We start from the raw sequence: 25,473 nt of genomic DNA, 5'->3' as shown, positions 1-25,473 counted from the left end.
ACATGGTTTATGTGGCTTATTTTAGAGGATCTTCGTGCGCTACATGGGTCTTGTATGCTCTGCTTGGCGTACGGTGCGTGGTCAGCGAGGCCAGTATCGAGAACACACCGAAGATCAGGTGTGGCGTATAGATACGGTCAGCAAAGCCAAACAACCAGGGCGACAGCGCCAGGATGACACCTATACCAAAGTCCATCATCAGGTGGGACTGCATCGGGATTTTTTTCACCAGTCCCATTTCAAAGTCTGTGAAGATTGTTTGCAGTAGCACGATGGCACCGATCACAACCGGTACCCACGTCTCGGCACCACCGGCGGCAAAGTCAAACAGCCAGGGCGATGCGATCAGTAAAATACCATATAAGTAGTCCAATATGCCGTGAAAACGGGTTGGGATAAAACGCATGAGTACCTCCTTTCTTGTTGTTCTACAAGGTAAGGTATACGTTTCTAGAGTAGGGGTGTTGGATATATAGAAGAAAAATAGTGCAATTTACTGTTCTGTCACTACCAGGGTGCGGGCCACGTAATCGTGCAGTGCCTGCCTGCGGCGCGTGAACTGTATGAGCAAAAAGCCCAACAACAGGGGGAGCGCAGAGAGGATACGTGAAAAATAGCGCACATTTGCCTGCAGAAGAGAAATGCGCTTGCCACGGAGGTCCGTCACTTTAAGGCCTAAGGTAAACTTACCAATGGTAGCCTGCTTTGGGGAGGCCTCCAGCAAGGTATAGTATAGCCAGTGCAGCACCGGGAAGTACAGGCTGTAGAAGAACAGCTGCAGGACTGCTTCAAACTCCAGAAAGCTGATACCCCCGTCATACACCACCTGCTTCCAGGTATTGAACTGTAAAGAATACTCGGCCATAGAGTAAAGTATGATCGAATACCAGAACACCAGTATGGTCGTATCGATGAGGAACGCCACAAAGCGGCTGATAAAACTACCATACAGGGGAGCGCGTTTCACGACTGGTGAAGCGGTCGACATGATGAATGCAGAGTCGGTGATAGCTGTCGGCATAAGGGTTAGGCTAAGAGGTGGATACTCTGCTTTATCCGCTCTGTTGATAAAGCCAACGTGGTGTCGTGTTCAGCTACTTCAGTATTAAAATAGCAACTCCCTTTAAGTAAAGTAGTTAAATATAAGCAACTAAAGTTTATTAACAAAATATATTGTAAAAATAATATTTAACGTTCTATTGAAGCTGTCAGCCTGTTTCTTAACTCAATTATAAGTTTGAAAAATTCAATGGGAAATACATATTAAGTGAATGATCTTTAAACGATGGTGAACAGCTTATTTTACCGGTTTTAGCATAACTTAGCACCGTATGGGAGATAGAAAAAACGCATACCCTATCGGGGTTTTTGATAGTGGCATCGGCGGACTGACGGTGGCGCAGGCGATCGTGGCGGAACTGCCACAGGAGAAACTGGTGTACTTTGGCGACACGGCGCACCTGCCTTACGGCGATAAGTCGACTGCCGCGATCCAGGCCTACGCTGTCAAGATCTGTGATCTGCTGCTTCGGCAGCACTGCAAAGTAATCCTGATTGCCTGTAACTCGGCCTCGGCAGCGGCTTACGAGCTGGTGAAGGAATATGTGGGCAGCAAGGCCCGCGTGCTGAACGTAATAGATCCGGTAGTGGAGCACATTGGCAAGACCTATGCGGGCAAAACGATCGGACTCATCGGCACGAAGCAAACCGTCAACTCAAATGTATACCTCAAAAAAATTGATGGACTGGATCTGGATATCACGCTGAAGTCGCACGCCACGCCGCTGCTCGCCGCTATGATCGAAGAGGGCTTCTTCAACGACTCTATCTCGGAGAATGTGATTCACGCTTACCTGTCGGCGCCAGAACTGCAAGGGATAGAGGCGCTCATACTAGGCTGCACGCACTACCCGCTCATCAAGAAACAGATCGAAAACTACTATAAGGGCAAAGTGGATGTGCTCGACGCCAGCCAGATCGTGGCAAAACACGTCCGCAGGTTTTTGGAGGCCAACGACCTGACATCCGGCGAACTGCTAAGCGACCATGCCTTTTACGTCTCGGATTTCACCAGGTCGTTCGAGGAAAGCACCCGCATCTTCTTCAAACGACAAGTGCACCTGGAGCACTACCCGCTGTGGGAGTAGGGGAAGTTAGAAAGGTATAAAGTTAGAAAATTAGAAAGTTAGAAAGTTTGTAGCGACGTTATACTGTAACGTCGTTTCCGTGCAGTAATTCAGCACTGGTTCACCGGCTCTTTCGGACATCCATGTCCGAAAGCCATCTGTTGGGGATGTCCACATCCCCGTATGCCGCTCTTGTTTTCAGGTATAGGGGACACGGATGTCCCCGGCAGGAATACTTTCGGACACGGATGTCCGAAAGAGCGCTCAGAGCGCTAATACAGATCGCGACCTGTCCGCGTCAGGCAACGGTATACCTGTCCGAGCCCTGCAGGAGCATACCTTTTTGAATTGTGCGCCGAATCCCCTTCTCGGAAGATGATGGTTAATCGTGCACCCAACAATTAACAATTAACCATTTAACAATTCAACCATCAAACCCAAACCCCATCCTTCCAAAAATCCCGTAAAAAGAGTACCTTTATACTGCAACCGAGAAAATCTTATGAAGAAGCGATATTTGACCGTAGGGGACTTTAAGCGAAACGCCTTTATTGTGGCCGCTGCCGCTACGATGGGATTGACCAGCTGCGACTCCAACACGCAGCAAAATGACGAGAGAAACGCAAGCACGGAAGTGCCAGCACCAGATGGCATAGTAACTGAACTGACTGAAGAAGCACCCGACCAGTGGAAGATCACCGATGAGCGCACCACGGCGCCGGGCCATAGCATGGCCATCCTGAAGTACAACGACGGACGTGTGGACACGCTGCAGGGCCTGGCGCTCGAAAATCAGATGAAAGACCTGGCTAACAATCAGCAGCAGTACAACCAAGGGAGTGGCTTTGGAATGGGCAACGTACTGTGGTGGAGCGCCATGGGCTACATGGCCGGTCGCATGATGTCGCCGAGACCTGCCTACTACGCCAACCCCGGTGTGATGAACAACACGGCTGCCTGGCGTCAGAACGTGCAGACGTACCGTCAGCAGTCAACTGCGCCGCGCACAGGCCAGAGTGGCTACTTCCGCGGACGCAGTAGCGGAGCGGGCGCTTAAACTGACCAAAGCTAGACTAGACTCTTGCCTCCCACAGGTATAAACATTATACAGGTATAGCTTTATACTTCTTACAGGCTATACCTTGTTTTGAAGGTATCCGTATGAGCCGCCATGCTTGTGCCGATACCTTCTTTCGCGTTTCAACTTATTTAGATCAAAGCATTTCATGTCAGATAATTCGAAGACGAGCATACAGATAAAAGCCCATAAGGGCGATGTGGAGAAGGCCGTACGCGGACTGGGCTGGGAATGGTGTGTAGAGGACGGCTGCGCCAATTACGTGCCCGGCGAGGCGGTGGTCATCACAGAGGACGAGGCCGAAGAACTGCTCGATGCCGCCAGCGCACTTCATACCATGATGGTGCAGGCGATCCCAAAAGACCTTCCGGATGCTTTCCTGCAAGTGCTGGGTATACCTGAAAATTTATGGCAACTGGTGCGCCTGTCCTGGAGCGACGACCGTCAGGTGCATCTGTATGGCCGCTTCGACCTGGCCATGACGCCGGATGGTCCTAAAATGCTGGAATTCAATGCCGATACCGCCACTTCTATATCTGAAACGGCCGTGGTACAGTGGGCCAGTCTGGCCGCTGCCGGGAAAAATGACGCATTGCAGTACTCCGGTTTGTACGAAGCCCTGGTAGAACAGCTTAAGGTATGGCGCGAGCGCAACGAGGACTTGGCTCCGGCCTTGCTGGTAACTTATCTCGGAGCCAGCGCCGAAGACGAAGCCAACTGCTCCGTTTTGACGCAAGCCGCGAACGAAGCCGGTTTTGAGGCCCATCTGTGTCCGATCGAGGAGGTAACTTTCACAGCAGAAGGCGAGGAAAAAGGTGTGTGGGCACAAGTAGAGGCGGGACAGTGGCGGCAATTTCCGTTCCTGTTCAAACTCCTGCCCTGGGAGCAGATTGCCTGGGAAGAGCCCGAACTCCTGAAGACCTTGACCCTGCTTGCCCGCTCCCGCACCGTCACGATCGCCAACCCCGCCTATACCTTGTTGTTTCAGAGCAAAGGTATGCTGGCCTGGCTTTGGAAAGCATTCCCGTACCACCCGCTTTTGCTGGAGGCCGATATCGAGCCGCTGACGGGTAAGTATATCAAAAAACCCTACTTTGGCCGTGAAGGGCAGAGCGTGGAGGTCGTAGACCGCGGGCGTGTAACGAAAGTGCGCGGCGAGTATGACCAGCAGCAGCAGGTATTCCAGCGCTGGTGCGAACTGCCCGAAGACAGCAACGGCTACCAGTACCAGGCCGGTGTGTTCTGGTCAGGTGAAGGGGCCGCCATCGGTTTCCGACGCGAGAAGGGCATCATCACCAACCTGTCGCAATTTGTCCCGCATCTGGTAGAGGGGTAATATTTAATAGAAATCGATAAAGGTAGAGCAATGTCAATAGAATCAGAAGAGGATCTGGTAGGTATAAAGAAGGTGAGTGAAGCCGTGGCCCTGACCCTCAGGCAAATGCAGGAACATGCCAAGCCAGGTATGACGACGAAGGAACTGGACGAATTTGGCTATAGCATCCTGCAGTCTTACAAGGCGCAATCGGCCCCCAAAATCACCTATGACTTCCCCGGCTATACCTGCATCAGTATCAACAATGAGGCGGCGCATGGTATCCCATCCGATAAAACAGTGCTGAAAGATGGGGACCTGGTGAACATTGACGTGTCTGCTGAGCTCGATGGCTATTATGCTGATAACGGTGGCTCTTTTATTTTGGGAGAAGACATCAACGGCCTCAGCAAATTAGTAGAGACGTCTGTCACGGCGCTGCACAAGGCTCTTCAGGAAATAAAAGGCGGCAAAAAGATAGCCGAAATTGGCCGCATTATAGAGACAGAGGCAAAGAAGAATGGCTTTAAGGTGATCAAAAACCTGGTCGGCCATGGCGTGGGGCGCAGTTTGCACGAGGAGCCACACGAGATTCCCTGTTTCTATGACAAGTTTGAAACCCGAAGGTTCCGTAAAAACACCGTGGTGGCCGTAGAAACCTTCATCTCGACCAAAGGAAGCTACGTGAAAGAGAAAGGCGACGGGTGGACACTATTGGCCGATGCGGGAGCTTACGTAGCGCAGCACGAGCATACCATCCTGATCACGGACGGAGAGCCGATCATCCTGACAGCCGCTAACGGCATTTAACTGAGTGGTGGCTTGGCACATTAGCACATTAAAAACTACCTTTGCACGTTCCTAAACCCTGACTGCCTATGCTCGCCTTTCTGCTGACACTTATGCTCTTGCTGGGTATCGTCATTGTGTTGGCGTACGCAGAGCGTAAGGTGGCTGCTTTTATGCAAGACCGCATGGGGCCAACCGAAGCCGGACCCTACGGCTCGCTACAGTCGGTGCTGGACGTGCTCAAGCTGCTGCAGAAAGAAGACATCGTGCCTGCCGCCGCTGACAAGAAGCTGTTCAAGCTGGCACCTATTCTCATCTTCGCCGCCGTTTTCGCAGGTTTCGCCGTCATTCCTTTCACCCCGGATCTTATACCTGCCGGCATTGGCATCGGCGTGTTTTATTTGCTCGCTATCATCTCGCTCGATGTGGTGGGCCTGCTGATGGCTGGCTGGGGCTCCAATAACAAGTACGCCATGCTGGGCGCCATGCGCTCCGTGGCCCAGATCGTGTCGTATGAAATACCGGCCGGATTGGCGATCCTTTCTGTCGTGATGATCTGCCAGTCGCTCGATTTTCAGGAGATCAGCTACCAGCAAGGTATACTGCTCAATCGTTTCCCCGGACTTGAGTTTGAAAAGAACTGGCTTTTTGGCATCGAGGCCTTAGGTATAAATACCACGAACATAGGCGGCATCACAACCTGGAATATTTTTCGTGCGCCGCTATTGCTGGTAGCTTTTGTGATCTATTTCATCGCATCGCTGGCCGAGAGCAACCGTGCGCCGTTTGATATACCTGAAGCGGAATCGGAACTGGTGGCGGGTTTTCACGTGGAGTACTCAGGTTTCCGGTTTGCAATCCTGTTTCTGGCCGAATACAGCATGATGGTGCTGGTCAGTCTGGTGGCCGTTATCCTCTTTCTGGGGAGTTGGAATACACCGCTGCCGAACCTGACCGCACTGAAGTTGGCCAATTGGACGACCGGCACGGTAGGTGAGCTGTCAGGTGTACTGTGGGGCGGTTTCTGGCTGCTCAGCAAGACTTTTGTGCTGCTGTTTCTGCAATTGCAGATCCGCTGGACGTACCCGCGTTTGCGTGTGGACCAGTTGATGTACCTGTGCTGGAAAGTGCTTACGCCTGTAGCTTTAGGCATCGTGCTGCTGGCAGGTATCTGGCGGTTGCTGATGGTGTAAGTTTGGGAGTTGGAGAGTTTAAGAGTTTAAAGTATTTGGTAACTGAGTTACTGCTAGGGAAGGGTAGAGGTTGGTTTCGGCTTCAACCCGTACTTTTAAAATATGGAAAAATCGTCCGTTCAACATAAAACTGGTTTCTGGGAGGTGGTGAAGTCGCTTCTGAGCGGCTTGCAGCTGACCTGGCGGCATTTCCGGAATGCGGATAAGCGACGCGCGCCTGTGCCGGTCATGGACGAGAGCTACTTTAAGCAACCCGAGGGACTGGTAACGCTTACCTACCCCTACGAGGCTATACCTGTTCCGGAGAACGGACGCTATAGGCTGCACAACGAGATCGACGATTGCATTGTGTGCGATCTTTGTGCCAAAATCTGTCCGGTAAACTGCATCACCATTGAGTCAGTGAAAGCGACGGAGGAGATCGGGATGACGTCGGATGGCACCAAAAAACGCCTTTACGCGCCTGTGTTCGATATCGACATGGCCAAGTGCTGTTACTGCGGCCTCTGCACCACTGTCTGTCCAACCGACTGCCTGACCATGACGCCCGTGTATGATTTCGCTGAAGTGGACATCAAAAACATGATCTACCACTTCACAGACCTGACGCCGGAGCAGGCAGAGGAGAAAAAGCAGCTGTTGGCCAAACAGCAGGAAGAAATGGCCGCTGCCAAATCCGCTGCCCTGGCAGCCCGGAAACAGCAGTAAATAAATTGCTACATTGTTAAAAATTGGTGGCTACTAAATAGGTCTCAGGTTGACAGTCAATGTTTGACCGAATTAGCTTTAATTAATAAGCGAGAATTCAGGAAATGCTTTTTTATATCTTCGCAGCGGTAGCCGTACTTTCGGGAGCCTACATGGTGCTGACGCGGAACCTGCTGTACGCCGGTTTTTCTCTGCTGCTCACCTTGTTAAGTATAGCCGCCATTTACGTACTGCTCTTCGCCGATTTTGTAGCCGTCACACAACTGATGGTCTACGTAGGCGGTGTACTCGTGCTGATCCTGTTCGGTATCATGCTCAGCAGCCGGGTGCACGATAAGTCGGTGATGTCAGAAAATACGAATGTAGGGTGGGGCATCAGCATATCGCTGCTCACGCTGATTGGGTTGAGTTATACCATCTGGCAGGCAGGTTTCAGCTCGCTTCCATGGATACAGCAGGCTGATACTAATGTACTGGGCGGTCAGAAGAGCACCGTGCACCTGATAGGCATAAAACTGATGACTGACTTTGTGCTGCCTTTCGAAATAGCCTCTCTGTTACTGCTTATTGCACTAATGGGAGCCGCTTACATCGCCACTGACAAAGAGAAGGTATAATGTTTACTCAGATTCCTTTAGAACATATTCTGCTGCTGAGCGCTGCCCTGTTCACGATCGGTATTCTGGCTGTTATTACCAAGCGCCATGCCGTGGTGGTGCTGATGGGTATAGAGTTGATCTTTAACGCCGCCAGCCTCAATCTCGTCGCCTTCAGCCGCCACGATCCCACACTGCTACAAGGGCAAATGTTTTCCCTTTTCGTTATCCTGGTGGCCGCTGCTGAGGCCGCTGTGGCACTAGCTATCGTGCTCAGGGTATACCAGCATTTCAAAACGGCTAATCTGAATCAGATTACATCAAAAGAAGTGTAGCTCTGGTATTTTGCTCGGATAGTGGCCTGCCTTTGGTATAAACCTGAAAACTCCCGCGCTACCATTCCCACCTTGTTCAGATCAGGATAACTTGTCATTAAGTTTATCCATTTCGGTGTAAAATATCATCGTTTGCGATGGTCAGATAAAAGCGATAATTCGGTGTTTAAACATAAAAAATAGGGACTAATAAAAACGCATCTGTTTTGAACTTATGTGATTGTCAGAAAGTTAGAGTTTAAATTTATTTATAAAGGAGTTTTACTATAGGGATTTACAACTTTACTTTTAGCCATTACATGAAAACAATTATTGCCCGAGCCGTGAAGTCTGCGGTGATGGGAGTGCTGTGGATCACAGTTAGTTTTGCCATACCTGTTTATGGACAGGCAGTAGAGATGGGTCGGTTTGTTACTACCTATACTCAGGATTTTAATTCTTTACCCACTACTACCAGTTCTTCTGTAGTCACGGCTCAACTTGGTGAGGATGCGTTTATACCAGATGGTTGGACTGTCTATAGGATAAATTCCAAAAGTGAGATTGTGACTAATAATACTATTTTGGTTAATAATGGTTCTTCAAACACTGGCGGGCTTTATAGTTACGGTAATACTGGTACAACTGAAAGAGCACTTGGAGCATTGACTGCATCAGGAATCGAAATAACATATAATCTCTTACTGCAAAATACATCAGGCAGAGCTATCACAGCGCTAGACATTGCCTTCGCTGCCGAACAGTGGCGAGTCGGTAGCATAAATACAGATTTGCAGCGTCTGTTGTTCACTTATGCTATTGCTGAGTACCCGTCCTCCTTCAATCGGACAGGAAAACTCGGTTCACCAGGCTGGACCACAGTTCCATCCCTTCAATTTACTAGCCCGGTTGTCGGTGGAAAAGCGAGGCCTCTTGACGGGAACCTACCCGAAAACCGAAAAGAATTCTCATATACCTTGCCTGAAGCTATACCTGATGGATACTATGTCATGCTGCGATGGTACGACCCAGACGAATTGGAGCAGGACCATGGACTGGCGATTGACGACGTGAAAGTTAACTGGAATTTTGAAGCTGATTACATCCCGCTACCAGTCGAGCTTACCAAATTCACAGCCCGCACAATTGGCAAAGCAATTGAATTGAACTGGACAACAGCTTCCGAGAAGGACAGTCGCCACTTTGAAGTAGAGCGAAGTTCTGATGCGAAAACCTTTACAACTATTGGTATTGTAAATGCGCAAGGCACTACGAGCCTGACCACACACTATACCTTTACCGATCGGGAGCCACTGCTAGGCACATCCTATTATCGTCTAAAGCAAGTGGACGAAGACCTATCCTATACCTATTACCAAGTCGTGGCTGTCTCGAACCAGCAGGCTAGGTCTGCATCTGTATATCCGACGCTCGCGCAACAGGAGCTCATGGTAGAACTCCCGCTCGCACATTTAACTTACGATGCAGTGGTGTATGACAAGATGGGGCGTATGGTAATGCGTCAAAGTTTGAAAGGCTACGCTCATGTACTAGATGTCAGTCGCTTAGGGCATGGCAACTATACCTTAGTCCTTTCAAACGAAACAGGGGAGCGGCAGACTTTACGATTCCTGAAGAGGTAGTTATACCTGAGAAAGAATTGCTATATCTAAAGAAATGGCTATACCTGCCACAGGTATAAAAGCAGAAGGGCCAGTTATTTCTAACTGGCCCTTCTGCTCTGTATAAGCTGCTGTTTTTAAACGGAGAAGCTGTCGCCGCAACCGCAGGTACGGGAGGCGTTCGGGTTGTTGAAGTAGAAGCCCTTGCCGTTCAAGCCGTCCGAAAAATCAAGCTCGGTGCCGGCCAGGTATAGGAAGCTCTTCATGTCTACCACCACCTTAATGCCTTTGTCCTCAAACTCCTGGTCCATCGGCTTCACCTCGTCGTCGAAGTCGAGGTTGTAGGAAAGCCCGGAACAACCGCCTCCGGCTACAGATGCGCGCAGGCGAAACGTATCGTCGAGCTGAGCATCCTGCTTCAGCCTCAATACTTTCTCTTTTGCTTTATCTGATACTGTTATCATAACAATTCTTTCTTTAAGATACCGGATTCAGCACCACACTGAAAACAGTAATTGTGTTCATGTCCCGACCAAAGTATAATTTGTCGAGGGCCTCGTACATATTACGAGCCCGGAAGTAGGACGTGTTCAACTCCTTTTCTCCGCGGGCCATCCACTGCACGGTGTAGGGGCTCTCTTTCTCTTTGTAACTCTGCACGTAGTCCCACATTTTACGGAGCGTGTCCACTCTGTCATACCCTACTTCTGTGTGGAAGAGGAAAGACTGGTGGTGGCGCGGATTCACCGTAATCAGGTCTAGGCGCACTTTGTTATCCAGTTTTCTGAATTCGAAAAGCAGACTGTCACCGCTTAAGCCTAAGTGGTTTTCAATCTGCTTCTGAATACGTGCACTTTCTACATGCACCTCGGTCGTTGACTCCATGCGTGAGTCCAGGTCTTAGTGGTGAGACTTCGGCATTTCCAGCGCTGGAAGACCGTTCTTTACTCTGTAGTCGTTGATGGCAGACTTGATCGCGTCTTCCGCCAGTACAGAGCAGTGGATCTTCACAGGCGGCAACGCCAGTTCTTCCACAATGTCCATGTTGTCGATGGAAAGGGCTTCGTCAACAGACTTGCCTTTTAGCCACTCGGTAGCCAATGAAGAGGAAGCGATAGCAGAACCACAACCGAAAGTCTTGAACTTTGCGTCGGTGATGATCTGGTTTTCGTCTACTTCGATCTGAAGGCGCATTACGTCACCGCACTCAGGTGCACCTACCAGGCCAGTACCCACGTTGTTCTTCGCCTTGTCAAGCGTTCCAACGTTGCGTGGGTTGTTATAATGGTCGATTACTTTATCTGAATAAGCCATAGCTTTGTTTAATTACTAGTTAGTTAATGATGAATGATTAATATATGCTGAGCAATTATTCATTACTCATTTTACATTATTAATTAAATCTTAGTGGTCTGCCCACTCAATTGAGTTCAGGTCGATGCCTTCTTTGAACATCTCCCACAGTGGCGACATTTCGCGCAGTTTGGCAACAGCCTCTTTCACATGGTCAATGGCGAAGTCAATTTCCTCATCTGTGGTGAAACGGCTCAAACCGAAACGCAGCGAAGAGTGTGCCAGGTCGTCACTTAATCCTAACGCTTTTAACACGTAAGAAGGTTCTAATGAGGCGGATGTACAGGCAGAACCAGAAGAAACGGCAATGTCTTTCACACCCATCATCAAACCTTCGCCCTCTACATACTTGAAGGAAATGTTGGTCACGTGCGGCAGACGGTGCTCGCGCGAACCGTTTACATATGACTCTTCGATTGTCAAAAGCTCTTTCTCGAGTCTGTCGCGCATGGCTGAAAGACGGGCTGTGTCTTTTTCCATATCCTGCTTGGCAATTTCGCAAGCCTTGCCCAGGCCTACGATGCCTGGCACGTTCAGCGTACCGGAACGCATGCCGCGCTCGTGTCCACCACCGTCCATCTGGGCAGTCACTTTCACACGCGGGTTCTTGCGGCGCACATACAGCGCACCTACGCCTTTCGGACCGTACATCTTGTGGCCAGAGAAAGCCATCAGGTCGATGCCGTCAGCCTCTACGTCCACAGGAATTTTGCCTACCGCCTGCGTCGCGTCTGTAAAGAACAGCACACCGCGCTTCTTAGCGATTTTAGAGATCTCACGGATTGGCTGAATCACACCCACTTCGTTGTTGCCATACATGATCGAGATCAGAATGGTCTTGTCCGTAATGGCTTCTTCCAGTTGCTGCAGGTCAATCAGGCCTTCTTCGTTCACAGGCAGGTAGGTTACCTTGCCACCGATTTTCTCGATGTGCTTGCAGGTATCCAGCACCGCTTTGTGCTCGGTGGTAGCCGTGATGATGTGGTTCCCCTTCGAAGCGTACATCTCAAACACCCCTTTGATGGCGAGGTTGTCAGACTCCGTGGCGCCTGATGTGAAGATGATTTCCTTTGGTGAACAGTTGATCAGGGATGCGATTTGCTCGCGGGCATAGTCAACAGCCTCTTCGGCATGCCAGCCGAACGCGTGGTTACGGGAAGCGGCGTTACCAAACTTGCCAGTGAAGTATGGCATCATGGCCTCCAACACGCGCGGGTCAAGTGGTGTAGTGGCGTTGTTGTCTAAGTATATCGGAAATGTTAGCATATCACTATATTTTATCTCTTTTTGTCCTGTCTGATTAACAGTTGTGAGAAATTATTAGTTTTGAATCCCTGCAAAATTAACAAAAAAAGCTTACTTAGACTAATTACAAATTGAAAATGGTAAACGTAGAACATATAGGTATAGCAGTTAAAAATTTCAGCGAGGCAAATGCCCTGTATTTTAAACTGCTGGGCGTGGAGCCCTATAAAACAGAGTTTGTGGAGTCAGAGGCAGTAAACACCTCTTTCTTCAAGGTAGGCGGCACTAAAATAGAGCTTTTGGAGGGCACAACGCCCGACAGCGCCATCAGTAAATTCATTGAAAAGCGCGGCGAAGGTATACACCACATTGCCTTCGAGGTGGAGGATATACTGGTTGAAATGGAAAGACTAAGAAGCGAAGGCTTCACATTACTGAACGAATCGCCCAAAAAAGGCGCCGACAACAAGCTGGTGTGCTTCGTACACCCCAAAAGCGCCAATGGCGTGCTGATAGAACTGACGCAGGAGATTAAGTAAATTGTTGATTGTTAATTGCTGATTGTTTTTCTCAACAAGGTGAACAATCGTAATGAGAATCAACAATTAACAACCAACAATTAACAATTAAACTATGAATCACTTACTCAAAGCAATACAGGCAGCAGAGGACGAATTGCTGGTCGGCAACGTCATTTTATACCCGACCGATACGGTATGGGGTATTGGCTGCGATGCCGAAAATGCCCAGGCTGTCAAGAAGATTTTCAAGATCAAGGAGCGGGAGGAGTCCAAGTCGATGATTGTGCTGGTAAGCGACGTGGAAATGCTGCGCCGTTATGTGCGCGATGTGCCGGAGGACTTTGAAAAACTGGTTGAGTCACAGGAACGGCCAACCACCTTTGTGCTGTCGGGTGCGCAGAACCTACCCCAGGAGCTGATCGCCGAGGACGGCAGCATCGGCATGCGTGTCACCAAAGACGAGTTTTGCCACCGGTTGATGCAGCAGATCGGCCGCCCGCTGGTGTCTACCTCGGCCAATGTGAGCGGTGAGGTCGCTCCGAAAGCTTTCCCCGAAGTCTCTGACACGATCAAAGAGCGGGTAGACTACATCGTACAGTGGCGGCAGGACGAGGATGTGGAGTCGCGGCCATCGCGAATTATCAAGATTGATGAAAAGGGGAAACAGACCGTGATTCGGGAGTAGGGCATAGGTATAGCTTTAGTCTCAGGTATACCCATGCTGGATATGTTAGACTTCTGTTTGACTACAACTTACTTAAAATCAGTTTTTGATGAAAAAGGTGCTTGTCCCGACTCTAGTACTGCTGATGTTGAGCTGTAGTGGTAGGACGAGTGAACAAGTGTTGAAGAGAGCAGAAACTGAAAATTCAGCATTAGCTAACTCTGGAGAAGTTGCCTTAGAAAAGGATTCGACCTCACTTTATACCTTGGAGCCGGCCACGGAAGAGGACTTTCGCAATTGGGCTAACCATACGTTTGGTTTTGCGATGAACAGAGGTGACGCCCGCAAAGTTGATGGTGTCATCACCCTTAAGATCAGTGGGGAGTGGAAGCCCATAGCAGCACTAAAGGATACACTATCGGATAAAGATGACACAGCGTATGCAGCGTACAAGTATCTGGGCCAAAATAAGGAGCTGAACAAATATTTGGTTGCGGGACACTTCTACGAGCACTATGAAACTTATCTTGTAGACATGACAACAGGCGAGATAGCCGCAACATCATGGACTGAACCTGCCGTGTCGCCTGACTTGAGCTTCCTGGCTAATCTGTCAACAGCAACCATTATGGACAACGCTCCAAATGGAATTCAGGTATGGAAGGTGACTGAGAAAGGTGGGAGAGCAGCAATTGAAAAATACTTCGAGATAAATCAACAGGATTGGGAAGCTTTTGAAATGGTATGGGAATCACCTCGATCCATTATTATCAAAATGCTGCCAATGGAGCAGTTCGAAATGCTGTCAGGAGTACCCAAAAAGGACGAGTTCTCCTATTTACGACTGCGAATAAAGTAGTATTTGCATACAGGTCACAGTCTTTATATTCTGCCACGATTCGAACAGCTTCTGTACTAAACTTTTATGGACTGTTGTTATTTTTTAAACAAGCTCTGAATTTATCTCTTTATTTTTGCGCCTCGGGCCTGCGGTTCTGCATTCCCCGAGGTTTTGATTTTTTTGAATGGATACGATAAAATTACCAGAGCACCCCATATTCGATACGGTGGCCGCTGCGGCTGCGGAAGTAGGCGTAGACGCTTACGTGATTGGGGGCTTTGTGCGTGATCTGGCCCTGAAAAGGCCTTCCAAAGATATTGACGTGGTATGTGTGGGTAACGGCATCGAGTTGGCCGAGCGCGTGTCGCATAAGCTGCCGCACAAGCCCAAGGTGTCGGTTTTTAAGAATTTTGGGACGGCCATGCTGCGCTCCGGAGAGTGGGAGGTGGAATTTGTAGGCGCCCGCAAAGAATCTTATGTGGAGCACTCCCGCAAACCCGAAGTGGAGACCGGCACGCTGGAGGATGACCTGAAACGCCGCGACTTCACGATCAACGCGCTGGGTATAAGCCTGAACGAGAGCTCCTACGGGCAGCTGATTGACCGCTTCGATGGCCTGAAGGACATGAAGCGCAAGATCATCCGCACGCCGCTGGAGCCGGGCATTACCTTCTCCGACGACCCGCTGCGCATGATGCGCGCCATCCGCTTTGCCTCCCAGCTCAACTTCGACATCGCTCCCGAAACCTTCGACGCCATCATCGACAACAAGGAGCGCATCAAGATCGTGTCGCAGGAGCGGATTACCGACGAGCTGAACAAGATTGTGCTTTCGCCTAAGCCATCATATGGCTTTAAACTGCTGTTTGCATCCGGCTTGCTGCAGCTGATTTTCCCGAAAATGGCGGAACTGCAGGGGGTGGAGACGGTGAAAGGCAACACACACAAGGACAACTTCTACCATACCCTGCAGGTGCTCGACAATGTGGCGGAAGTGTCAGATGACCTGTGGCTGCGCTGGTCGGCCATTTTGCACGACATCGCCAAGCCCGACACTAAGCGCTACCACGAAAAAGTGGGCTGGACCTTTCATGGTCATGAAGAGCGTGGCGCCCGCATGGTGCCCAAGCTGTTCAAGGACCTGAAGCTACCGCTGAATGAGCACATGAAGTTTGTGCAGAAGCTGGTGCGCCTGCACCTGCGACCCATCGCGCTGGTAAAAGACACCGTGACCGACTCGGCCATCCGCAGACTCCTGTTTGAGGCAGGCGACGACATTGAGGCGCTGATGAAACTGTGCCGCGCCGACATCACTTCCAAAAATGACAGCAAGGTGAAGCGCTACCTGCAGAACTTCGACAAGGTGGAGAAACGACTGGTAGAGGTAGAGGAGAGCGACAAACTGCGCAATTTCCAGCCCGTTATCACGGGTGAGATCATTATGGAGACTTTCGATCTGAAACCTTCTAAAACGGTAGGAGAACTGAAAGAGGCTCTGACGGAGGCGATCCTGGAGGGGACCGTTAAAAACGAGTTTGGCGAAGCCTTCGCTTTCCTCCTGAAGAAGGGGAAAGAACTGGGACTTCGCCAGGTAAACTCACCAAACAGCTAATTAAACTATCACTCAGGTATAGAACCTGCAATAGGGTATAAAGTTTTATTTTGTACTAAGAGGCGGGTATAAGAAAAAAGGTATAGAAAAGGGATAAGCCAACCGGCCTATCCCTTTTTTTGTAAACATACTACATACGCGACACCTTGCTGGCGCCAGATACGTCTGTCACAACATTGCTTGGGTTACCCTTGTAGCGCACCTTGCTGGCACCTGCGGCATCGGCGCGCAAGGTGTTGGTTGCGTTCACGTCGGCAGAACAAGCACCAACGGCTTCTATCTCCACCGTATTGGCAACCAGTCTGGTAGCGTCCAGCTTACTGGCACCTGCAATGTCCATGTCCACGTTATCGGCGCGGCCTGTGAAAGTGCTCTTAGACGCTCCCGCGATGTCAGCTTTCAAACGGCTCACATTTACATCCACGAAAGCCTGCGTAGCACCTGTCAAGCCGAGGCTCAGGTCAGAGGTCTTGATGTGCCCGATATCCGCTTTGATGGCACCGTTCAGGTCGAGGCTGCGTAGTTCAGGCACAGTGATTTGAATCAGCACTAGCTTCTGCTTTTCAAAAAGCTTGATGGTGCGGTCTTCGTGCTCCACCACTAGCTCGCCCCCGTCTTTCCTAATTTCGAGCTTTTTCAGGTCGTCGGCGTCGCCACTGGCTGTTACGCTATAGTTACTGCCTTGCGTGATCTGCACATGGTAGGCACCGTTTACCGTGATGGCATCGAAATCGCTGAAGTCGTAGGTCTGTTTGTTCGAGCTATACTCTGCTTCGTTCATCAGCACGCTTCCGCCAGCACCCATCGTGGCAGCGGCATTGTAAGTGAAATCGCTGTCAGCTACATCGAGTGTGTCGGTGGCGCAAGTGATGCAGCTCAACAAGTTGCCCTTCACCTGCCAGAGGTTGCGCAGGGTTTTCTCGCGGCTATACTCTTCCTCGAAAGCACTGCTTGGCACCATGCGCAGGAAGTTGTTGGTCAGACGCAGTTGCTTGTCCTGTGGTATCAGCAAGGTTACGTCCATACGCTGGCTACGGTAAGCTGCCCCGGATGCAAACTCAAAGCTGTCGTCGAAACGCAGCGTAGAATCGGTCTGCACCACGCGGTAGGTCACCATGCGGGCATTTTGCTTTGCTTCGGCTTCGGTTTTGCCTTTGGCCTGCAGACGTTGCTGCACTTCCAGGTTAGAGCCAGTGTGGCCCTGCACATCAAAATAGATGCGGTTTTCATAAGAAGAGTTCGTGTTATACCCGTCCAGCGTGATGGTAGGGTATGGCCCTACCGGGAAAGACTGTGTCGTTACCACTTCGCCGGAGCGACGGAAGTTCTCAGCGTGCGCCGCAATAAAGGCGATCATGGTGAACAAGCTGATCAGCCAGATGCCGAACAGTGACCAGCCTACCAATGGGCGCATGAAGAAGCGTTTCGCCAGCAGGCCAATGGCCAGCAGGATCAGGAACAGGATGGGAATAAGGCCTACAAAAAAACCTGCCACCAGTCCGAGCCGGGGAAAGCCCTCCAGAAGCACGGAGGCCGGAAAATCACCCATCATGAACGCAGAATCGCCATCTACTACACCAAGCGTCACGAACAGCGAAGTGAAGAGCGCCACGGTCAGGCCAAGTGAGATAACCAGCAGGGTTATACCTGCAGCCACTCTGATCAGCGTGATCAAGACGCCCAGTACGGGTCCCAGACCACGACCGAGCCAGTTGATCACCTGCGAGATGATGCGAAAAGGCAGCAGCAATACTTTAGCGGCAGTGCTTTCCTCTCCGTTCTGGTCTTTCATGTTCAGGTTTTCCTTGAGCGTGTGCTCAATACTGGCCAGCGTAACGGGGTTTCCCTGCATTTGCATACGTTCGGTCAGGCTGGCCGCCTCCGGGACCGCTACCCAGAGGATGATGTAGGCCAGTATACCGAAGCCGCCTGCAAAGATCAGGGCCAGGAACAGGATGCGGATAACGGCCACATCCACACCGAAATACTTGGCGATGCCGCTTGCCACGCCCGCCAGTTTCTTGTCGTCGGGGTCGCGGAACAGCTTTTTCACCGTGATTTCAGGCAGTGAGTAGTTCACAGGCAGCGCAATCCAGAGGATGATGTAGAGGATCAGGCCGAAAGAACCTGAGATACCCTTCGTGATCGGAGTGCCTATTACCAGGAACACGAAGATCAAGCGGATCCACACCGGGTCTGCGTTCAGGTAGTTGGCTATGCCCGCTGCCACACCGCTCACTACTTTGCGGCTCACGTCGCGGTACAGGCGTCTTGGTCTGAATGCTGCGGCGGCTGCGGCGGCACCTCCGGCCCCTGCAAACTCGGGCTCAGGAGCTCCTGTGCTGTACGCTTGTCTGGCGTGCGGTATCTCCTGTTCCATCGGCTCGAGGATCTCGAAGTCGGTTACCTCACCCATCTGTGCAGTCAGGGCCTGCACGTCTTCCAGCGTGATGACCTGTTTGCCTGGAGAAAGGCGCGTTGAAAAGATCTCCGCGATACGTGCCTCAATATCGGCTACAATCTCCTCGTGCCCTTCGTAGCTCGAAAAGTAGTTGCGGATAGAAGCGAGATAGCGGCTCAGTTGCTCATACCCATCCTCCTCGATGTGGAAGATGATGCCTTGCAGGTTGATATTTATGTTCTTTTTCATGATTGCTGCGCTTTCTTGTTTTGCATGATGAATTCGGTGGAAGCTACCAGTTCGCCCCAAGTGTCCCGGAGCTGGTCCAGAAATGTGCGACCGGTCTCGGTCAGTGTGTAGTATTTGCGGGGTGGCCCGGAGGTAGATTCGACCCAACTGTAGTCGAGAAGCCCCGCATTCTTGAGGCGAGTAAGGAGAGGATAAAGGGTTCCCTCCACTACTATCATCTTGGCAGCTGTCAGCTCCTCCAACATATCGGACGCATATACCTCACCACGAGCGATAATCTCCAGGATGCAGAATTCCAGAATTCCCTTCCGCATCTGCACTTGTGTGTTTTCTACTTTCATGATGATTCCGTTTAATGTTGAAGCAAAGATATTAAAAGGTACTATGTAACGCAAGGTACTGTGTAAAAATAATTACGAAACTTTTTTCAAAGGGTTTAAGTGGCAGCAAATTGTGGATAAAAATGATTATTTTTGGATGCGAAAAAATGTCTCAAAAAGTCAACTAATTCAGTTTCTGAAGTGTTAGGAGGCAAATTGACATACCTGGAGAGCGGTAAATTTTTTTTACAACCGAGCGAATAAATTCTTTTTAAGACCACTGAAGTGACAGTATACCTGTGCCTATGAACAGATTTACCCTTTCTATATTTATTGTCGTGCTGTGTTTTGTGAGTGGGGCCGTGCACGCGCAGGTGTCCACGCCGAAGTACAGCAACGAGTTTTTGAACATTGGTGTGGGAGCCCGGGCGCTCGGCATGGGCAATGTGCAGGTTGCAATAGCCGACGATGCCACGGCTGGCTTTTGGAACCCGGCTGGACTTGTGCAGCTCCCAAACAGGTATAACATCGCCCTGATGCACTCGGAGCTGTTTGCAGGCATCGCCAAAAACGACTTTGGTAGCTTTGCTATGCCCATCGACTCCAGCAGTGCGCTGGCTGTTTCGGTCATCCGCCTTGGCGTGGACGACATCGTGGACACCCGCCGCCTGCAGAACGAGTACGGCTACATCCAGTACGACAGCATCCGCTTTTTCTCCGTGGCTGACTATGCCATGCTCCTTTCCTATGCCCGCAAGAGTAATTTGATACAAGGTCTAACATTGGGTGTGAATGCGAAGATCATTTACCGCAATGTAGGGGAGTTTGCCAACGCATGGGGCTTCGGGTTCGATGCGGGTGCTCAATTGAGGCGCAGTACCTGGCAGTTTGGCGTAATGGCCAAGGACGTAACGACTACCTTTACCGCCTGGACCCATAACGTAGAGGCGCTGGAGGCCACCTATCAGCAAACCGGCAACGACCTGCCCGAAAGCACAGCCGAACTCACGCTTCCTCGTCTGGTACTGGGAGCCGCCAAGAACTTCACTTTCTCTGATAAGATAACAGGTATACTGGCCACTGATGTTGACTTCACTTTCGATGGTCGACGCAACGTGCTCCTCAAGTCAGACTTTGCCTCCGTGGACCCGCATGTGGGGATGGAGCTTGCCTATGCCCAAACCGTGTTTGTGCGCGGCGGCCTGAACAACTACCAGCAATTCCGGAATTTTGACGGAGGCATGTCCTCCAAGGTACAGCCAAACTTTGGGGTGGGATTTGAGAACAATGGATTGAACATTGATTTGGCCATGTCGCGCATCAATGGCCGCGACGGCAACACGGCCAACGCGGCCGGGCTTTACTCCATTATCATTTCGCTAGGTTATTCTTTCAATTAAAGACATACGGTTTCAAGTTTTACAGCCGATGAAAATAAACAGACTCTTCCTTCAGTTTTTACTCGTTAGCGTGTTGGCCTTCGGTCTGCAGGCGACGGTACAAGCCCAGTCGCCTACGCCCTACGGCAACGAGTGGATTGACTACAACAAAACCTACTACAAGCTTAAAGTAGTGAACACGGGTTTACACCGCCTTAGTCATGGATTTCTGGACAGCTTGGGCCTGGCAGGTACCAATCCGCAGCATTTCCAGCTTTTCAGAAGAGGAAAGGAAGTCGCCATCCACGTAGCCGGCGAAGCTGACGGTAGATTAGATAGAGAAGACTTCATCGAGTTCTACGGTGAGCGCAACGACGGTAGACTAGATCAGGATTTATATAAGAACCCCGCACACCAACCGCATCAATTGTATAGTCTCTATACCGATACCGCAGCTTATTTCTTGACGGTAAACCCTGCTGGTGGTAAGCGTATGCAGCAGGTGAATCCTTCGCCGGCTGGGAAGACGCCGGAGCCGTATGTGCTAAGGAAGGTGACGCAGTATTTTGCGGATCGATATTATGATGGTCAAATTTATGGGAATACAAAATCACAGCTATCTTGGATGGACACTGGAGAAGGGTATACAGCAACAGGTAGCGCAGGCACAAAGAATTATAATATAGCTTCTATTACTAACTTAGCTACAACAGGTCCCAAGCCAATAGTACATTTTAATTTAATCGGTGTTAATGGAGAGTCTCAAACGGGAATAATTAGGGTAGTCCCATCAGCAGGAGGGGCAAGACAGGTATCTTCCTTTTTGTTTGGTGCCTATGGTTACCAACATGTGGGCGGTCAAATCGAATTTTCTGATGTTTTGGCTGATGGAAAAGTCACTTTCCAAGTTGTTCCAAATTCAGTACAAAAGAGCAATGTAAGTATATCAAACATGCGGGTAACTTTCCCGCAATTGCCAACCCTTTCTAATAACTCAGTAATATTTTTTACAGACTCTACACGTACTGTAAACCCTTATTATGATATAAGTCATGCTCCGGCAAGTTCGTTTGCATACGATGTGTCAGATCCATACAATCCTATCCGGATTGACGGTAATGTAGGAGCTAATGGCAAAGGGTTTGTGATTCCGACAAATTCGGGAAATTCTCATAAAGTGCTAGTTGCAAATACGGTTAAAGCATTTAAGCCTTCTGGAATTTCAGAGTTAGTACGCTTTCGTCAAATTAATCCTGCAGTTCATAACTACATAATTGTTACTAATAGGCACCTTATGAAAGTCGTAGCAGGCGCTACAAAGCCTGCCCCGCTTGAGTATGCATCATATCGGGCTTCTGTAGCAGGAGGTGGTTATGATACTTTGATGGTATACATGGATCAACTTGTGAATCAGTTTCATTATGGTGAATTCTCATCTAATGCTATTCGGAAGTTTATGTCCTATATGCTTACAGCTAATCGTCCAAAGCATCTGTTTATTATAGGCAAGGGTATGAAATATGCTCATGGAGATTATAGAACAATAGTAGCAGGCACTTGGAGTTTGTACCATGTAGATAAGAGGCACCCAAAGGTATATGAAATGGATCTAGTTCCTACTGGTATGTTACCGGCCTCTGATGTTTTCTTTACGGCTGATTTCAGAAACAACCGATTTGAACCCCGAGTACCAACAGGACGTTTGCCTGCAACTTCAGCTGAAAATATTATTGCGTATCTGAATAAGGTTAAGGAACATGAAGCATTGCCTGAAGGCCTAGCATGGCGCAAGAATATTTTACAATTAGGAGGTGGGTCTGGTACTACTCAGATAAACAAATTTAAACGTTGGCTTAATGAGCATAAAGTAGTTGCAGAAGGCCCTTCTTTCGGGGGGAATGTATTGGAGAAATATAGGTTCGATTCAAGTCAGCCCACAGCTTATGTAAATGTCTCCGAAGAAGTAAATGCTGGTACTTCTTTGATCACTTTTTATGGGCATAGTTCTGCCGATGTCTCTGATATTGAAATCGGATTTGCGTCTGCAAATTTGAATGGTTATAGAAATAAGGGGAAATATCCAGCCATTTTAATGAATGGTTGTTATAGTGGTGATTCGTTTTTCTATAATAGGGTTTCGTTTGGTGAGGATTGGCTGATAACACCAGATAGGGGAGCAATTTCATTTATGGCGCAATCTTATATAGGTGGTGATGATCCTTTAAACAAATTTTCAAAAGAATTTTATAATCTGGCTTTTAGTGAAAATGAGTTTTATGGAAGCACCATAGGTGACATACATAAAGAAACAATCAGGAGATACAGTAATAGCATATCAACTTTCAGTTCTGAGGAACAGGTTTCTACAATGACTCAGATGGTATTACAAGGAGATCCAGCAGTGAGGCTTTATGCACCAAGTAAGCCTGATTACGCTTTTTACAATAATAGCTATTCTCTAGAGGGACCCACAGGCGAATCTGCTACTGCTGTGTCTAAAAATTTTGTTCTCCGTGTAAATGCGATTAACCTCGGTAAAGCAATTAATGATTCCTTAACTATAAGTGTGAAGAGAATTTCGCCAAGTGGAAAGGAATCAGCGCTTATTTCGCAAAAGGTTAAGCCCATTTATTATAGAGGACAAATAGAACTGAATTTTCCAAATACTGATTCGACTGGGGCCGGAATTAATAGATTTGAAATCACTTTAGATGCTGCAAACCAATTCGAAGAATTAAATGAGGGTAATAATAGCCTAACTGTTCGTCATTTTTTGCCAAAATCTGGTATTTCCTTACTGGCACCTATGGAGTTCTCCCTAGTTAACAGTGAGTCCGTAGAACTTTTTGTACAGTCAACACAGCTTAGAGCAGAGCCTAAGGGAGTTTACTTTGAGTTAGACACTACGCTTACTTTCAATTCAACTATTAAAAAAACACACTCTGCCAAATCAGGAGCTATACCTTCTTGGAAAGTAGAGCTGCCAATTCAAAATTCTGATAAAGATAGTATTGTGTTTTACTGGCGAGCAAGATTTGATAGTTTTGATGCGGAAGAGGATACTGTATGGGTGAAAAGTTCATTCAGATATATTAAAGAAAGTACTGGTGGCTGGTCACAAAGTCACAAAGGACAATTTGTAAAATCAGATTTTGATAAAATTGAGTTAGATAAAGAAGGGAGGTCAAGTTTTAGAATCATTTCAAGGAACATCGAAATAAGAGCTGTGGGTGGAGAAATAAGGTTTAAGACTACACCATTTGGTATATACATAGATGGTGTGTCTGAAATTGATAATTCTTGCGGAAATTTCAATGGTTCAAGTGCTCCAAGAATGTATTTCTATATACTGGATAGTAAAACTTTAGAACTTACTACTGTTTCAGGATTCGCGCCGTGTAGGTGGATGAGCAATAATACTTATGAATTTGGAGATTTGAGTAATCCGACAGTTAGAGCAACAATACAGCGATTTATAGAGGCAATACCGGCTGGACAGCATGTAGTTGTGATGGGGATTAATAAGGTACCATTTGATTTGTTTTCAAATGATTTGAAAGCCGCATTCAGAAGCCTTGGATCAGAGTTGATAGATAACATAAAAACTAGTTATCCTTTTGCCATGGTTGGGCAAAAGGGTGGAGCTGTAGGAACTGCTAGAGAAGTTTCTGCAAATCTTGATAGTGAAACACTTCCTGCTTTTCAAGAAATACTACTCGAAACCAAGCTGCAAACTAATGGTACCAAAGGCTCCATTACTTCAACTCTCATCGGGCCTGCACTGAGTTGGGGCAGCCTGCATCATAATGTCGAGCGGTACAAAGCGGGTAACGATAGCTATAAACTGAGCTTGTTTGGAATTGGTGCGGATGGCAACCGTGAGCTACTGAATGATGCGGTATCTACCAAAGCGTTTGACTTAACCCAGGTAAATGCGACACAGTACCCATATTTACAGTTGCAGGCGGAATTGTCTGACACAGAAGACCGAACAGCACCTCAACTGAAACAATGGATGGTATATTACCAAGCGGCACCGGAAGGGGTGATAAGGCCGGATCTAGTGGAAGTGAGTGATAAAATAATAACACAGCAAGCGAATAGAGGTCGGATTGAGATGCCAATGGCGTTTCAAAACGTGACGCCGTATGCTTTCCGTGATTCCATAACGGTGGAAGTGACACTGACTGGTGAGCGGATAGAACCGCGCGTGTCACGATTCAAAATTGAAGCATTGGAAGGGAACAAAACGGCGACATTTAATTACACAATGCCGACAACCGATTTAGATGGTAATTATAGGTTGCTCATGTACGTGAACCCACAGTTTCAGCCGGAGCAGCAGTATCAAAACAATATCTATGAAGTGAACTTTGCTGTTAAATCGAAACTGCACCCTATTATGGATGTGGCTTTCGACGGGGTGCATATTATGGACGGAGAACTGGTGGCACCTAGTCCGCTTATCAGTATTACCATGAAGGATGAAAATAAGCATGTGTTCTTGGAGAATGCTGATGCGATGCATGTGACGCTTGTTGATGAAATGAACAACCAAAAGGATATCACAACAGGTAATAATCCAGGTGAAGTTCAGGTTTTCCCTGCAGATGAAAAGAATGATTTTCGTTTTGAGTATAAACCTAAGCGTTTAGAAAATGGCAGGTACAAACTGGTTGTTCGAGGAAACGATGTAACTGGTAAAGCCTCTGGTCTCTCTGCTTACGAAATCAACTTCGAAGTAGAGAACGAGTCGAAGATTACGAACTTCTACCCGTATCCGAACCCATTCTCTACCAAAACGCAGTTTATCTTCACCTTGACGGGCGGTGTAATTCCGGATCAATTCAAAATCCAGATCATGACCGTGACAGGCAAAATTGTGAAGGAGATTATGCGGGAGGAGATCGGTCCGATCCGTATAGGTAACAACAAAACGGAGTATGCCTGGGACGGCACTGACACGTATGGCGACAAACTGGCCAATGGCGTATACCTGTACCGTGTGGTGATGCCGAAAGATACTGAGGAGATGAAGCACATCTGGAAGAAAGGAGATAAGGGGTTTGTGAATGGTTACGGCAAGATTTACATTCTGCGCTAAGTTGTAGTAATATCCACCGCAACAAAAAAGGAGCACCTGTCAG

Annotated in this window: 23 protein-coding genes; 15 read left to right on the top strand and 8 right to left on the bottom strand. The window is 48.7% G+C overall.

Annotation, left to right across the window (positions count from 1 at the left end; genetic code table 11):
• Window positions 1–16: 16 nt before the first annotated feature.
• A complete protein-coding gene (locus tag IEV97_RS04680) occupies window positions 17–373 on the bottom strand; it encodes an SPW repeat domain-containing protein (RefSeq protein ID WP_229733793.1) in 357 nt (118 codons plus the stop codon).
• 120 nt (window positions 374–493) lie between these two features.
• Complete coding sequence (locus IEV97_RS04675; protein WP_188500311.1) at window positions 494–1,021, bottom strand: RDD family protein; 528 nt, start codon at window positions 1,019–1,021, stop codon at window positions 494–496.
• 310 nt (window positions 1,022–1,331) lie between these two features.
• Here IEV97_RS04675 and murI point away from each other — a divergent pair, with 310 nt between their 5' ends.
• The 9 genes from murI to IEV97_RS04630 all read left to right on the top strand — a co-directional run bounded on the left by murI (window position 1,332) and on the right by IEV97_RS04630 (window position 9,762).
• Window positions 1,332–2,147, top strand: a complete 816-nt coding sequence (murI, locus tag IEV97_RS04670) for a glutamate racemase (protein WP_188500310.1) — start codon at window positions 1,332–1,334, stop codon at window positions 2,145–2,147.
• A gap of 481 nt (window positions 2,148–2,628) precedes the next feature.
• Window positions 2,629–3,183, top strand: a complete 555-nt coding sequence (locus IEV97_RS04665) for a Cj0371 family chemotaxis-regulating polar lipoprotein (RefSeq protein ID WP_188500309.1) — start codon at window positions 2,629–2,631, stop codon at window positions 3,181–3,183.
• Between the two features lie 169 nt (window positions 3,184–3,352).
• Window positions 3,353–4,540 carry a glutathionylspermidine synthase family protein gene (locus IEV97_RS04660; RefSeq protein WP_188500308.1) on the top strand — a complete coding sequence of 396 codons (1,188 nt, stop codon included), beginning with the start codon at window positions 3,353–3,355 and terminating at the stop codon, window positions 4,538–4,540.
• Between the two features lie 30 nt (window positions 4,541–4,570).
• Window positions 4,571–5,329, top strand: a complete 759-nt coding sequence (gene map / locus IEV97_RS04655) for a type I methionyl aminopeptidase (RefSeq protein ID WP_188500307.1) — start codon at window positions 4,571–4,573, stop codon at window positions 5,327–5,329.
• Window positions 5,330–5,397: 68 nt separating this feature from the next.
• The gene (locus IEV97_RS04650; RefSeq protein ID WP_188500306.1) at window positions 5,398–6,501 is read left to right on the top strand and encodes a complex I subunit 1/NuoH family protein; all 1,104 of its coding nucleotides are present in this window, start codon (window positions 5,398–5,400) and stop codon (window positions 6,499–6,501) included.
• A gap of 102 nt (window positions 6,502–6,603) precedes the next feature.
• Window positions 6,604–7,209, top strand: a complete 606-nt coding sequence (locus IEV97_RS04645) for a NuoI/complex I 23 kDa subunit family protein (protein WP_188500305.1) — start codon at window positions 6,604–6,606, stop codon at window positions 7,207–7,209.
• Window positions 7,210–7,313: 104 nt separating this feature from the next.
• Window positions 7,314–7,826, top strand: a complete 513-nt coding sequence (locus tag IEV97_RS04640; protein WP_188500304.1) for an NADH-quinone oxidoreductase subunit J family protein — start codon at window positions 7,314–7,316, stop codon at window positions 7,824–7,826.
• The gene (gene nuoK, locus IEV97_RS04635; protein WP_188500303.1) at window positions 7,826–8,140 is read left to right on the top strand and encodes an NADH-quinone oxidoreductase subunit NuoK; all 315 of its coding nucleotides are present in this window, start codon (window positions 7,826–7,828) and stop codon (window positions 8,138–8,140) included. Before IEV97_RS04640 ends, nuoK begins: the two co-directional genes overlap by 1 nt.
• Before the next feature lie 299 nt (window positions 8,141–8,439).
• The gene (locus tag IEV97_RS04630; RefSeq protein WP_188500302.1) at window positions 8,440–9,762 is read left to right on the top strand and encodes a T9SS type A sorting domain-containing protein; all 1,323 of its coding nucleotides are present in this window, start codon (window positions 8,440–8,442) and stop codon (window positions 9,760–9,762) included.
• Between the two features lie 116 nt (window positions 9,763–9,878).
• On the opposite strand, the gene IEV97_RS04625 is transcribed toward IEV97_RS04630, so the two are convergent.
• The 4 genes from IEV97_RS04625 to IEV97_RS04610 form a co-directional block, all read right to left on the bottom strand.
• Window positions 9,879–10,205, bottom strand: a complete 327-nt coding sequence (locus IEV97_RS04625) for a HesB/IscA family protein (RefSeq protein WP_018478385.1) — start codon at window positions 10,203–10,205, stop codon at window positions 9,879–9,881.
• Window positions 10,206–10,218: 13 nt separating this feature from the next.
• Complete coding sequence (locus tag IEV97_RS04620; protein ID WP_188500301.1) at window positions 10,219–10,626, bottom strand: hypothetical protein; 408 nt, start codon at window positions 10,624–10,626, stop codon at window positions 10,219–10,221.
• A gap of 15 nt (window positions 10,627–10,641) precedes the next feature.
• Complete coding sequence (gene iscU, locus IEV97_RS04615; protein ID WP_018478387.1) at window positions 10,642–11,055, bottom strand: Fe-S cluster assembly scaffold IscU; 414 nt, start codon at window positions 11,053–11,055, stop codon at window positions 10,642–10,644.
• 90 nt (window positions 11,056–11,145) lie between these two features.
• Window positions 11,146–12,360: an IscS subfamily cysteine desulfurase gene (locus IEV97_RS04610; RefSeq protein WP_188500300.1), complete on the bottom strand. Its 1,215-nt coding sequence runs from the start codon at window positions 12,358–12,360 to the stop codon at window positions 11,146–11,148.
• A gap of 116 nt (window positions 12,361–12,476) precedes the next feature.
• On the opposite strand from IEV97_RS04610, the gene mce reads away from it, so the two are divergent.
• The 4 genes from mce to IEV97_RS04590 all read left to right on the top strand — a co-directional run bounded on the left by mce (window position 12,477) and on the right by IEV97_RS04590 (window position 15,977).
• Window positions 12,477–12,878: a methylmalonyl-CoA epimerase gene (mce, locus tag IEV97_RS04605; RefSeq protein WP_188500299.1), complete on the top strand. Its 402-nt coding sequence runs from the start codon at window positions 12,477–12,479 to the stop codon at window positions 12,876–12,878.
• Window positions 12,879–12,972: 94 nt separating this feature from the next.
• Entirely contained in the window at window positions 12,973–13,545 is a 573-nt protein-coding gene (locus IEV97_RS04600) for an L-threonylcarbamoyladenylate synthase (protein ID WP_188500298.1), read from the top strand.
• 88 nt (window positions 13,546–13,633) lie between these two features.
• Window positions 13,634–14,383, top strand: coding sequence for a hypothetical protein (locus IEV97_RS04595; RefSeq protein WP_188500297.1), 750 nt, complete (start codon window positions 13,634–13,636; stop codon window positions 14,381–14,383).
• Window positions 14,384–14,549: 166 nt separating this feature from the next.
• Window positions 14,550–15,977: a CCA tRNA nucleotidyltransferase gene (locus tag IEV97_RS04590; protein WP_188500296.1), complete on the top strand. Its 1,428-nt coding sequence runs from the start codon at window positions 14,550–14,552 to the stop codon at window positions 15,975–15,977.
• A 130-nt stretch (window positions 15,978–16,107) separates the two neighbouring features.
• Here the strand turns inward: IEV97_RS04590 and IEV97_RS04585 are convergent, their stop codons facing one another.
• The gene (locus IEV97_RS04585; protein WP_188500295.1) at window positions 16,108–18,627 is read right to left on the bottom strand and encodes a GIN domain-containing protein; all 2,520 of its coding nucleotides are present in this window, start codon (window positions 18,625–18,627) and stop codon (window positions 16,108–16,110) included.
• Entirely contained in the window at window positions 18,624–18,968 is a 345-nt protein-coding gene (locus tag IEV97_RS04580; protein ID WP_188500294.1) for a PadR family transcriptional regulator, read from the bottom strand. The genes IEV97_RS04585 and IEV97_RS04580 overlap by 4 nt, the downstream gene beginning before the upstream one ends.
• Window positions 18,969–19,252: 284 nt before the next feature.
• Here IEV97_RS04580 and IEV97_RS04575 point away from each other — a divergent pair, with 284 nt between their 5' ends.
• Together IEV97_RS04575 and porU2 are read left to right on the top strand one after the other, a co-directional pair.
• Window positions 19,253–20,347 (top strand): putative type IX sorting system protein PorV2, encoded by a 1,095-nt coding sequence (locus tag IEV97_RS04575; protein WP_229733792.1) that lies wholly within the window; start codon window positions 19,253–19,255, stop codon window positions 20,345–20,347.
• A 28-nt stretch (window positions 20,348–20,375) separates the two neighbouring features.
• On the top strand, window positions 20,376–25,430 hold the full coding sequence (gene porU2 / locus IEV97_RS04570) for a putative type IX secretion system sortase PorU2 (RefSeq protein ID WP_188500293.1): 5,055 nt from the start codon (window positions 20,376–20,378) through the stop codon (window positions 25,428–25,430).
• Window positions 25,431–25,473 lie beyond the last annotated feature (43 nt).

The sequence above is a fragment of the Pontibacter amylolyticus genome, assembly GCF_014638845.1.
Taxonomy (GTDB): domain Bacteria; phylum Bacteroidota; class Bacteroidia; order Cytophagales; family Hymenobacteraceae; genus Pontibacter; species Pontibacter amylolyticus.
The sequence above is the reverse complement of the archived record's forward strand: the minus strand, read 5'-3'. Positions and strand labels throughout refer to the sequence as shown.

What these genes read in the sequence shown, in the direction of transcription:
- IEV97_RS04660 (WP_188500308.1), top strand. Translation starts at nt 3,353, where the DNA reads ATGTCAGATAATTCGAAGACGAGCATACAGATAAAAGCCCATAAGGGC.
- IEV97_RS04580 (WP_188500294.1), bottom strand. Translation starts at nt 18,968, where the DNA reads ATGAAAGTAGAAAACACACAAGTGCAGATGCGGAAGGGAATTCTGGAA.
- IEV97_RS04640 (WP_188500304.1), top strand. Translation starts at nt 7,314, where the DNA reads ATGCTTTTTTATATCTTCGCAGCGGTAGCCGTACTTTCGGGAGCCTAC.
- IEV97_RS04675 (WP_188500311.1), bottom strand. Translation starts at nt 1,021, where the DNA reads ATGCCGACAGCTATCACCGACTCTGCATTCATCATGTCGACCGCTTCA.
- IEV97_RS04595 (WP_188500297.1), top strand. Translation starts at nt 13,634, where the DNA reads ATGAAAAAGGTGCTTGTCCCGACTCTAGTACTGCTGATGTTGAGCTGT.
- IEV97_RS04625 (WP_018478385.1), bottom strand. Translation starts at nt 10,205, where the DNA reads ATGATAACAGTATCAGATAAAGCAAAAGAGAAAGTATTGAGGCTGAAG.
- IEV97_RS04620 (WP_188500301.1), bottom strand. Translation starts at nt 10,626, where the DNA reads ATGGAGTCAACGACCGAGGTGCATGTAGAAAGTGCACGTATTCAGAAG.
- IEV97_RS04645 (WP_188500305.1), top strand. Translation starts at nt 6,604, where the DNA reads ATGGAAAAATCGTCCGTTCAACATAAAACTGGTTTCTGGGAGGTGGTG.
- nuoK (WP_188500303.1), top strand. Translation starts at nt 7,826, where the DNA reads ATGTTTACTCAGATTCCTTTAGAACATATTCTGCTGCTGAGCGCTGCC.
- IEV97_RS04575 (WP_229733792.1), top strand. Translation starts at nt 19,253, where the DNA reads ATGAACAGATTTACCCTTTCTATATTTATTGTCGTGCTGTGTTTTGTG.
- murI (WP_188500310.1), top strand. Translation starts at nt 1,332, where the DNA reads ATGGGAGATAGAAAAAACGCATACCCTATCGGGGTTTTTGATAGTGGC.
- iscU (WP_018478387.1), bottom strand. Translation starts at nt 11,055, where the DNA reads ATGGCTTATTCAGATAAAGTAATCGACCATTATAACAACCCACGCAAC.
- IEV97_RS04630 (WP_188500302.1), top strand. Translation starts at nt 8,440, where the DNA reads ATGAAAACAATTATTGCCCGAGCCGTGAAGTCTGCGGTGATGGGAGTG.
- mce (WP_188500299.1), top strand. Translation starts at nt 12,477, where the DNA reads ATGGTAAACGTAGAACATATAGGTATAGCAGTTAAAAATTTCAGCGAG.
- IEV97_RS04665 (WP_188500309.1), top strand. Translation starts at nt 2,629, where the DNA reads ATGAAGAAGCGATATTTGACCGTAGGGGACTTTAAGCGAAACGCCTTT.
- map (WP_188500307.1), top strand. Translation starts at nt 4,571, where the DNA reads ATGTCAATAGAATCAGAAGAGGATCTGGTAGGTATAAAGAAGGTGAGT.
- IEV97_RS04600 (WP_188500298.1), top strand. Translation starts at nt 12,973, where the DNA reads ATGAATCACTTACTCAAAGCAATACAGGCAGCAGAGGACGAATTGCTG.
- IEV97_RS04650 (WP_188500306.1), top strand. Translation starts at nt 5,398, where the DNA reads ATGCTCGCCTTTCTGCTGACACTTATGCTCTTGCTGGGTATCGTCATT.
- porU2 (WP_188500293.1), top strand. Translation starts at nt 20,376, where the DNA reads ATGAAAATAAACAGACTCTTCCTTCAGTTTTTACTCGTTAGCGTGTTG.
- IEV97_RS04585 (WP_188500295.1), bottom strand. Translation starts at nt 18,627, where the DNA reads ATGAAAAAGAACATAAATATCAACCTGCAAGGCATCATCTTCCACATC.
- IEV97_RS04610 (WP_188500300.1), bottom strand. Translation starts at nt 12,360, where the DNA reads ATGCTAACATTTCCGATATACTTAGACAACAACGCCACTACACCACTT.
- IEV97_RS04590 (WP_188500296.1), top strand. Translation starts at nt 14,550, where the DNA reads ATGGATACGATAAAATTACCAGAGCACCCCATATTCGATACGGTGGCC.